The organism is Paenibacillus sp. AK121, assembly GCF_019042715.1.
GTDB classification, from domain to species: Bacteria; Bacillota; Bacilli; order Paenibacillales; family Paenibacillaceae; genus Paenibacillus; species Paenibacillus polymyxa_C.
Genome location: NZ_JAHPJM010000010.1, coordinates 1 through 9,800, shown reverse-complemented (window position 1 = coordinate 9,800; position 9,800 = coordinate 1). Strand labels below are relative to the sequence as shown.

Here is a 9,800-nt window from a genome sequence, read left to right as displayed (position 1 = left end):
TTTTTCGTGTCTACGTTTTCTGGTAACTACCGGTTATAAAGTCATACCTTGGATTACTAAAAGACTCTGTCGCATTCGCAAGCAGGAAGCCGCCCGCCGTAAAGCGGGTCTAGCCGTACAGCCGGGCGTAATAACCCCCGAGCGCCAGCAGGTCCTGATGGCGGCCCCGCTCGACGACCGTCCCTTGGTTCATGACGGTAATTAAATCCGCATGTTCCACGGTGCTGAGGCGGTGGGCGATCAGAATGGTGGTGCGCCCCTTCATCAATACGTTCAGGGCTTGCTGTACCCAATGCTGGGATTCGTTATCCAGTGCGGAAGTCGCTTCGTCCAGAAGCAGAATCGGGGCGTTTTTGAGAATCGCCCGGGCGATCGCAATTCGCTGCCTTTGTCCGCCCGACAACGACGCTCCTCTCTCCCCCACCGGCGTTTTATACTGTTCAGGAAGTTCCTGAATGAAATGGTGAGCGTACGCTGCTTTGGCCGCTTCGATCACTTCTTCATCCGTTGCATCCGGGTTGCCGTAGCGGATGTTTTCCTCAATCGTGCCGGTAAACAAGAACGGCTCCTGCGGAACGTATGCAATCTGCCTGCGGATTTCGTCCAGCGTGTAATGGCCGAACGGTTTGCCTTGGAGCAGGATTTCTCCGCTGTCCACAGGATAAAAGCCGAGTAGCAGCTTGATCAGCGTACTTTTGCCGCTGCCGCTGGCCCCCACGATAGCGGCGACCTGGCCGGGAAACACCTGCATGGAGATGTCGACAAGCACCTTTTTATCCGCCTGATAGGAAAATTCCACATCGCGAAACTCCACCGCAGCCTCCGACACGAGCTCGCTGTGAGGAGATCCCAAACGATCCGGTTCCTCTTCCTCTCTTAGTACCTCTTGAATCCGGTGAGCGCCCGCGAGCGAATTTTGGGTCATCGACAGAACCATCCCCAAGTTCAACAAGGCGTGCGTCAGATTCACTTGCAGAACCGCCAGGGCGGCGACACTTCCCATTCCCATCAGTCCGTAGGCATAAAGAAGACTGCCGATGACGATGATGCCGCAGAACGTGACGTAGCTGATAAAATGATTCACTGCTGCCTGCATGCCGTTCTTCTGCGCGGTTTGCCGAAGCGTCTGCGTCATTTGTTCGTTCAACGCCTCGTACTGGCCGTAAATCGTGCGGATGCGGAACAGCTTCACAATTTGAATGCCGCCCATAAAATCTTTGAATTTTTCGGTCATTTTACCGAGCGTTTGCAAGCCTTGTTCGGACAAAGCGCGAATATCCCGCGCAAATTTCAGGCTCACCACGGAGGACAGCAGCAGAATGACGAAGGATACGCCGGCAAACCGCCAATCGATCAACACCATGGAGACAATGGAGCCGATGCAAAAGACAACTTGAAGCAGCAAAACGAAGTAAACCTGCGAGAATGTAAACTCAACGGTCGTTACGTCGTTGTTCACCCGCGACAGCAAGTCCCCATGGTGCGTCTGCTCCAGGAATCTCGGCCGCACCCGGCACAGCTTGTCATAAAGACGTTCGCGGATATTCAGCACAGTCAGCTCGACACTGCGCTGGTATAAGTAAATGAACCAGGGAGAAATTACATTTTCCAGGAACAAGGCCGCGCCCAAAATAATAAAAGCTTCCACCATCAGGGACGTATCTCGGGACACGGCGAAATCAACCAAGTTATGTACGACCAAGCTGAAGGCGATCAGGAACAATGTCTGGGTGAGCGCCGTCACGGCCAGGCCAATGGCGTACTGGGTTTTGCGCTTGCGGTTCATAAACATCAGCAAGTAGCCGAGTTCTTTCACTTGCGAGAGCCATCCGCCCTTTTTCATGTGTACGCCACCTCCCTGCGTTCGGTAGACTCGGTAAATTCCTGATAGTACGACTGGGCGTACAGTCCCTTCATCTTCAGCAATTGTTCATGAGTGCCCTTTTCAACAATACTCCCCTGTTCCATGACCCAAATTTCATCGGCGTTTTGTACTGTAGAAAGCCGGTGGGCAATAACCATCGTCGTTCTCTGCTTCATCATTACGCCCAGCGCTTCCTGAACCGCGCTTTCCGACTCCGGATCAAGAGCCGACGTTGGCTCGTCCAGCAGCAGAACGGGAGCATCCTTCAGAAAAGCCCGGGCCATTGCAATGCGCTGGCGCTGCCCGCCGGACAAAAAGCCTCCGCGCTCTCCGACATATGTCTGGTAGCCGCCCTCAAGCTGCATAATGAAGGAATGCGCCTGAGCGGCTTTGGCGGCTTCGATAATCTCGTCCATCGACGCTACTTCCCGCCCGTAGCCGATATTTTCAGCGATCGTGCCGCTAAACAAATATGAATCCTGGGTTACCACGGAAAAATGCGACCGAAGTTGCTCCGGGTCGGCGCCGTGGATCAGGCTGCCGAACACGCGGATCTCGCCCTGGTCCTCCGGAAGCGGATAAAAGCCGCATACAAGCTTAAACACCGTGCTCTTCCCTCCGCCGCTCGCTCCGACAAGCGCGATCGTCTTCCCTTCCGGCACCGAGAAGCTAACATTCCGTAGGATCGGGGAGCTCTCCTCATACCCGAAGGTTACGTTCTGAAACTCGATGGGGGCGGCGCTCGCTTTCGGAAGCGAACGGCCATTTTCCGTTTCGGTCGGCTGCTCGACGATTTCAGAGACCCTTCTCAGGGCACCGGCCATTTCGAACGTCCGCGTGATGAGCTCCGGAATATGCTCCAGCGGCTCCAGACACAGATTCAGCAAGTACAGGAAGGCGATCAGCTCTCCCGCGCCTAGCTGCCCTTTGTAGATCAAATAGCTTCCGTAACTGACGGCGAAAATGATCGGGCTGATCATCAGCGTCGAAAGCAGCGGGTTGACCCAGGCTTCCCGCTTTTTCACGGCCAGCTTTTTTTGGGCCGTCAATTGCAGCAGCACTTGGTAGGAGCGAGATAACATGCCGGATAGCAGGTAGCTTTTTACAATAGGCATACCCCCAAGCGTATCCTGGAGGTTGACGTTCATTCGCCCCATGTTCGCCTGGGCTTCCTCCGTCAACCGCTCCAACTGCTTGCCGATCCATTGGGAAACCAGCAGCGCTACAGGAAATAACAGCAGGCTGTACAGCATCAGCTCCCATTGAAGGTAGATCAAATAAGCGAAACAGCCGATGAACAACAGCGGATGATAAAACCACTGGGCGAGGTCCCGAATCATAAACTGCTGGATGAGCTGCAGGTCGTTGTTGATCCGCGACAATACGTCGCCAGAGTGCTGCTTTTCCAAATAGGAGACCGGGAGTTTGCCGATATGACGCATGACATGGTTGCGGATATCCTGCACCGCAGAGGCGCTGCTTCTCTCCACGCCGAAGCTCATGAAAAACTTCGCCGGCACACCGATCAAGATGACCACAAAGACCGCGTACACGATTTGCAGAACGATTGGCCCCGCCCCCTTCTCGGCCTGGGTGGTCAGCTGCTCGATCAAACTTCCCGTCCATATCTCAATAACGGCGGCGGCAATCGCGGACAAGACACCGACGATCATCCAGCCTTTGTGACGGCTTACATAGGACATCAGCCAGCGGAACGCTTTCCAGGCGGCGTAAGCGGTTTGGCGTTTGGAAGGCGCCGCTGTGCCTTGTTCTAGAACAGACGGCTGGCGGTCAGCTTCCATGCAGTACCCCGGCCTCCGCTTCGATCTGCCGCTTGACTTGCTCTAAGATGTCTCGAATGACGACGGCCGTTTCTTCCACGCGCGCGAGTTCCAGCAATTCCTCGTGCGCGCCCTCCAGCCGGTAATCGGAGTAAGCTTGCGTCGTTGCCCCCCGCCAGGAAGGCAATTGGTGCTCCAGGCGGAAAGCTTCGCTGTCCTTCGCAATCAGTTCATAAATCCTGGCCGGGATCGTGCCGGAATTAATAAGCTGCGCTTCGTACGCCAAGGTCGCTTTGACCTTCCGATGAACCCGCTCCCGCACGAGCGGGTTGCTCATTAATTCCTTCTCTTCTTCGTCGAAATCCGCAAGCATTTCTTCAAGCTCTTTCTCCGACGTTTCAGAAGGCGTCAGCGCGTCCTTAATCCACGAGTCCACCATGAGCACGTCCGTTACGGAATACCCTCTTTTCTCCATCGTTTTGGCTACCTCGAACGTCAGGTTGCCTCCGAAGCAGTAGCCGAGCAGCACGTAAGGTCCTTCCGACTGGATGCGGACGATCTCGTCCACATAACGGTTCAGCATGGCCTCGTAATCGACGGCATCGTCGATAAAATCAATGCCGTAGAGCACGAACCGGCCGTCGAGCCTGCTTGCGAGCTCTCGGTAACCGATGCCGAAACCGCTACCCGGAGGGAAGCAGAACACGTTCAGATCTCCTGCTTTATTCAGCTTAATGAAGGAGTCTCCCCCTTTATCCAGGCCGAGATCCGACTCGCCGAAAGCCATGGCTTCAACTGTTACATTGTGGAATTGGCGGTTCAAAGGTATCTCGATGCCCGTTTCATCGTAAACGGCTTGAACGAGCCTCATCAGACTTAACGAATTGCCACCCAACTCAAAAAAGTTATCCTTTACGCCGACCTGCGGAACGCCAAGCGTATCCTGCCAGACGCGGGCGATCTTCATTTCGAGCAGCGTTCTCGGTGCGACATATTCCGCTCCTCCAGCCGCGGCTTCCTCCGGCGCGGGCAGTGCTTTGCGGTCGATTTTCCCGTTCGGGGTCAGCGGCATCCGCGAAAGCTGCACGAGGTGCGAAGGAATCATATACCCCGGAAGCTGCTTGGCGAGCTCCTCCTTGAGTTCATTCGCCGCCAGCCTCGTTTCCGCGACGTAATAAGCGACAAGCTGCTTATGGCCGTTCGCGTCGTCGCGGTCGAGCACCTTGGCTTCTTGCACGGCGGCGATCTTCAGCAGCTGCGTCTCGATTTCGTCCAACTCGATCCGGTACCCGCGGATTTTCACCTGATGATCGATCCGGCCTAGGTATTCGATGTTGCCGTCCGGCTGCCAAGCTGCCAAGTCGCCCGAGCGGTACAGCTTCTCCCCCTCCGCAAACGGGGAATCGACGAACTTCTCCGCCGTCAGATCCGGACGGTTCAGGTATCCTCTCGCAAGGCCTTCCCCGGCCACGTACATTTCGCCCGCTACGCCAATCGGCACAGGGCGGCGGTTTTCATCCAGGACGTACACCCTCAGCGTCGGGATCGGCTTGCCGATATTGCTCTTTGCCGCCTCCATTTCGACCCACGTGATTTCCTTATACGTCACGTGAACCGTCGTCTCGGTAATGCCGTACATATTGATCAGCTTCGTCTCCGGGTACTTCGTCTTGAAGCCCTTGAGCAGCAGCGGACTCAGCGCTTCGCCCCCGAAGATGACGTTGCGAATCCGCAGATCGTACGGATGGTCCGCCAAGACCTTACGCAGCAGCTGATAGAAGTACGTTGGTGTCTGGTTCAAAATCGTGACCTGTTCGCGGCCCAGCAGCGCCAGGAAATCGGCCGGATTTTTCGCCGTCAGCGGCGGTACGATGACCAGCTTGCCTCCGTACAGCAGCGCTCCGTACATTTCCCAGACGGAGAAATCGAAGCAGAACGAGTGGAACAGCGTCCACGTGTCGGACGGCCCGAAGTCGAACAAGTTCTTGTCGTTGAACAGGAGGCGCACGACGTTCTTATGCTCGATCAGCGTTCCTTTCGGTCTGCCGGTCGTTCCCGACGTGTAGATGACATATGCCAGGTTGCCTGGCCCGGAAATCGGCTCCAGGTTCGAAGCGTCCAGCGCATCGGCGGAGTCCGCCCCTCTGTCGCCCCAAACGAAATCGTCCAATTCGAGGCGCGTTCCTGCGAAGTCGGTCTTCTCGTGCAGATGCTTTTGAATCAGCAATAACGGCGCGCCCGAATCCTCGATCATGAAGCGGATGCGCTCCTCCGGGTAGTCGGGATCGACAGGCACGTATGCTCCGCCCGCTTTGAGAATCGCCAGAATGCCGACAACCATATCGAGCGAGCGTTCGGCCAGAATCGCTACCAGCTGGTCCGCTTCTACTCCCGTCTCCCGCAGCTTCCGCGCAAGGCGGTTGGATCGCTCGTTCAGCTCGCGGTAGGTCAGCTGCCGCTCGTTCATGACGGCGGCCACGTTGTCCGGGTAAAGCTCCGCCTGTTCTTCGAACAAGCCGTAAATCGTTTTCCCCCGCTCGAACTCGGTTTCGGTGTCATTAAATCGCTTCAGCAGCGTCTCCCTCTCGTCTGGGGACAGCACATCGGCTTGTCCGAGCTCCAGATCCGGCTGAAATAAAAGCACGGACAGCAGCCGAACAAGATGGTCGGCCGCCTGTTCCACAAATGCCCGCTCGTACCGCTGCCCATCAAAGCTTATTTCCAGCTCGATGGAGTGGTTTTGGCGGTCGAAGCGAAAAACCGTATCGGCCGCCACCCGGTTAACCAGCGGTTCCGGATGAATCGGGGCGAAGGATGCGACGGTGTTGACGACCGGGAGGCCGTCCCCCGTATAGTCCAGATGGAGCGGCTCCACCATTTTCCGAAAAGGCAGGTGCTGATGCTCCAGCGCCTCGCCGATGGAGGCTTTGATGCCCCCGAGCAGCGTTTTCAGCGTAGTCTGGCGGCTTACGGACGTCTTGATCACCAAGATGTCATGCGGCGGCGGAGTCCCGTCGGGGTCTGCGCTATAAGAAGGCATACCGACCAGCACTTGGTCCCGCCCGGTATATTTGAACAGCAGGCTTTTTACTCCTGCCAAAACAATCATGTACAAAGCCAAATCCGAACCGTTGGCGAGGCAAATGATTCTCTCCGAAAGTTCGCTCGGCAGAGTACGGTGAAGCAAGCCCGGCTCGGCCGCAGCTTCCCCGTCGGCGGATAATTTGGAGGATTGACTGTAGGGAAGGAAGCTCAGGCTGTCATCGGCGCTAAACTTGCCGCTCCAGTATCGTTCTTCCTTTTCAAACAAAGATTTCATTCGTATCTCCCCTAAAAATGAAGTGACCGCATGCCCCGGCGCAGGTCCGAAAAAGCTTGCTTTCGGCCTGCGCGTTTACGGGCTTGGACGTTGTTCGCCGTCTTCCTTGGGATGCGCGCCGCTTTCGTTTGACGGCGGAGGCGCGCTTGTAGGATTAGAACGCGAATTCGATCGTATCGACGGCACTCTTTGCGCCTGCCGCCGGTTTATGACATTCAATCCGGCTTAGCTCGAGTTGTGGATTTTCCGCAATTTGAGACAGTACCCGCAGGTAATCCTCGGTCAAGGTGCGGATCATCGCTTTTTTGAACAGCTTGGTGGCGTAGAAGAAGCCCCCGCTCAGCGCCCCGTTGTTTTCATACATAAACAGCGTCAGATCGAACTTCGCTTCTTCCAAATGGTCAAGCTCGTAAGTCTTCAGGCTGACCCCTTCCAGCTCGGCGTCTCGTTCTTCGATATTTTGCAAGTCGAAAACGGCATCGAACAGCGGGAAGCGGCCCGGCTCCCGCTTCACATTCAAACGCTCCACGAGCTCCTCGAATGGATAATCCTGGTTCTCGAAAGCACCCAAAGCCGTTTCCTTCACTTCTTCCAGGTAGGACAAGAACGTTTTGTCGCCCGACGGGCGATTGCGGATCGCCAGCGTATTGACAAACATCCCGATGACCGGTTCCAAATCGGCGTTCGTTCTTCCCGCCACCGGGGTGCCCACGACCAAGTCCTCCTGCCCGCTGTACTTGGACAGCAGCACGGTATAAGCCGCAAGCAGCACCATGAACAGCGTGCTTTCACGCTCGGCCGCCAATTCGCGCAGCCGCGTAGAGAGAGAAGCTTCGACGTCGAACTCCAGATGCGCACCTTCGTAGCTGCGAGCCGCAGACCGTTCGTAGTCCATCGGCAGGTCCGCCGTCGGCAGCTCGCCTTCGAAGGTTTGCAGCCAGTAAGCTTCCTGCCGCCCGATCCGCTCTCGGTGGGCCTTCGACTGCTGCCAAACGGCATAATCCTTGTATTGAATGCGCAGTGGCGGCAGTTCTTCCCCGGCGTAGAAACTCGAGAACTCATCGATCACAATCGCCATTGATACGCCGTCGGACACCATATGGTGCATGTCGAAAAGGAGAATATGCAGGTTCGGCTCCAGTTCGATGACCCCGGCGCGCAGCAGCGGCGGCTTGCCGAGATCAAACGGACGAACAAAGCTGCGGACGATCTGCTCGATTTGAGCCGCATCCTCTTTATCCGCTTGATGATGCTCGATAGCAAAATCGACCTGCGGGTAAACCCGCTGAACCGCTTCGCCCTTCACGATTTCAAAACCGGTGCGCAGCGATTCATGCCGTGTTATCAATTTCCGCAAGGCGGCTTCCAACCGGTCTAAATCAAACTCGCCTTCCACCTGCACCAACTCCGGCATGTTGTAAAGCTGATCCGCTCCATCCAGCGTGTGCTGAATGAACAGCCGTTTCTGCGCGGAGGACAGAGGATAGTACTCTCTCTCCTCCGCTTGAGGAATGGCCTCATGCTCCCGCCGTTCCATCCGGGCGATCGCCTCGGCCATCGCCGCAATCGTCGAGTGACGGAATACGTCGCGCAGCGGCAGGTTGACGTTTAATTCCTTAAATACCTTGCCCGCCAGCGTCGTCGCTCGCAGGGAGTGGCCGCCGATGTCGAAGAAGTTGTCGTGAACGCCAATCTCCTTCGCAAGCCCCAGCACCTCCTGCCAAATCGCCGCCAGCTTCGTTTCCAACTCATTGCGCGGTGCGACGTACTCCGTTCCGCTTCCCGCTTCCCCTTCCGGCGCTGGCAGCGCCTTCCGGTCAATCTTTCCGTTCGGCGTCAGAGGCAGGCGCTCCATCTCCACGAAGTACGACGGGATCATGTAACCCGGCAGCTCCTGCGCCAGCGCGCTGCGCAGATCGTTCACTGCCAGCTCCGCTCCGGTATCCGGCGTGTAATACGCGCATAGCGCCTTCTGCCCGTTCGCGTCACTTCGAACCAGCACCACCGCTTCGCGCACGCCTTCCACCCGCAGCAGCTTCGCTTCGACTTCGCCCGTCTCAATCCGGTACCCCCTGATTTTCGCCTGGTTGTCGATCCGGCCGATGAAGTCCACGTTGCCGTCCTCCATCCATCGCGCCAAGTCTCCCGTGCGGTACAGCCGCTCGCCCGCGACGAACGGACTGTCTACGAACTTTTCTTCCGTCAGCTCCGGACGGTTCAAGTACCCGCGCGCCACTCCGACTCCGCCGATGACCAGCTCGCCCAGCACCCCGACCGGCACCGGATTCAGATGCGCATCCACGATGTAGAATTTCGCATTCAGCCACGCTTTGCCGATCGGCACATTGCCTGTCTGCGGTAGCTTCGTCAGCGGCTCGTCGTAGAAACTGGAGTCGATCGCCGCTTCCGTCACGCCGTATGCGTTGATGATCCGGAACAACGAGCCGAAGCGTTCCTGCAAGGTCCGGTAATCCGCCACGCTGCAGCTGTCCGAGCTCGTGATCAACAGCTCCATCCAGCTCATATCCAGCCGCTGCTCGTGCACGTACTCCAGGAACGGCACGATCAGCGCCGGCGTCGATTCGAAGATGGTGACCTGCTCCCGCTCAATCCAGTAGTGCAGACGAGACGGATCGATCCGGTCGTCCTTCGGCACAATCACCATCGTGCCTCCGTTGTACAGCGTCCGCGCGATATCTCCCACGAACACGTCGAATGAGAAGCTTGCGAGCTGCAGCAGCCGCACCGGGAACTGATCCAACCGGTATTCCCGCCGGTAGCCCGCCGCCGTGTTCACCAGGCTGCGGTGCTCGATCATCACGCCCTTCGGCTTGCC

General features: G+C 57.0%; 4 protein-coding genes. All 4 read right to left on the bottom strand.

Annotated elements, in window-relative coordinates:
• Positions 1-109: 109 nt before the first annotated feature.
• Positions 110-1,843, bottom strand: coding sequence for an ABC transporter ATP-binding protein (locus tag KSP24_RS17445; protein ID WP_192442873.1), 1,734 nt, complete (start codon positions 1,841-1,843; stop codon positions 110-112).
• Positions 1,840-3,666 (bottom strand): ABC transporter ATP-binding protein, encoded by a 1,827-nt coding sequence (locus KSP24_RS17440; protein WP_216976029.1) that lies wholly within the window; start codon positions 3,664-3,666, stop codon positions 1,840-1,842. The genes KSP24_RS17445 and KSP24_RS17440 overlap by 4 nt, the downstream gene beginning before the upstream one ends.
• Positions 3,656-6,964, bottom strand: a complete 3,309-nt coding sequence (locus KSP24_RS17435; protein WP_216976027.1) for a non-ribosomal peptide synthetase — start codon at positions 6,962-6,964, stop codon at positions 3,656-3,658. Before KSP24_RS17435 ends, KSP24_RS17440 begins: the two co-directional genes overlap by 11 nt.
• A 154-nt stretch (positions 6,965-7,118) precedes the next feature.
• Positions 7,119-9,800: condensation domain-containing protein (locus KSP24_RS17430; protein ID WP_216976026.1), on the bottom strand; the 2,682-nt coding region annotated here is incomplete at its 5' end.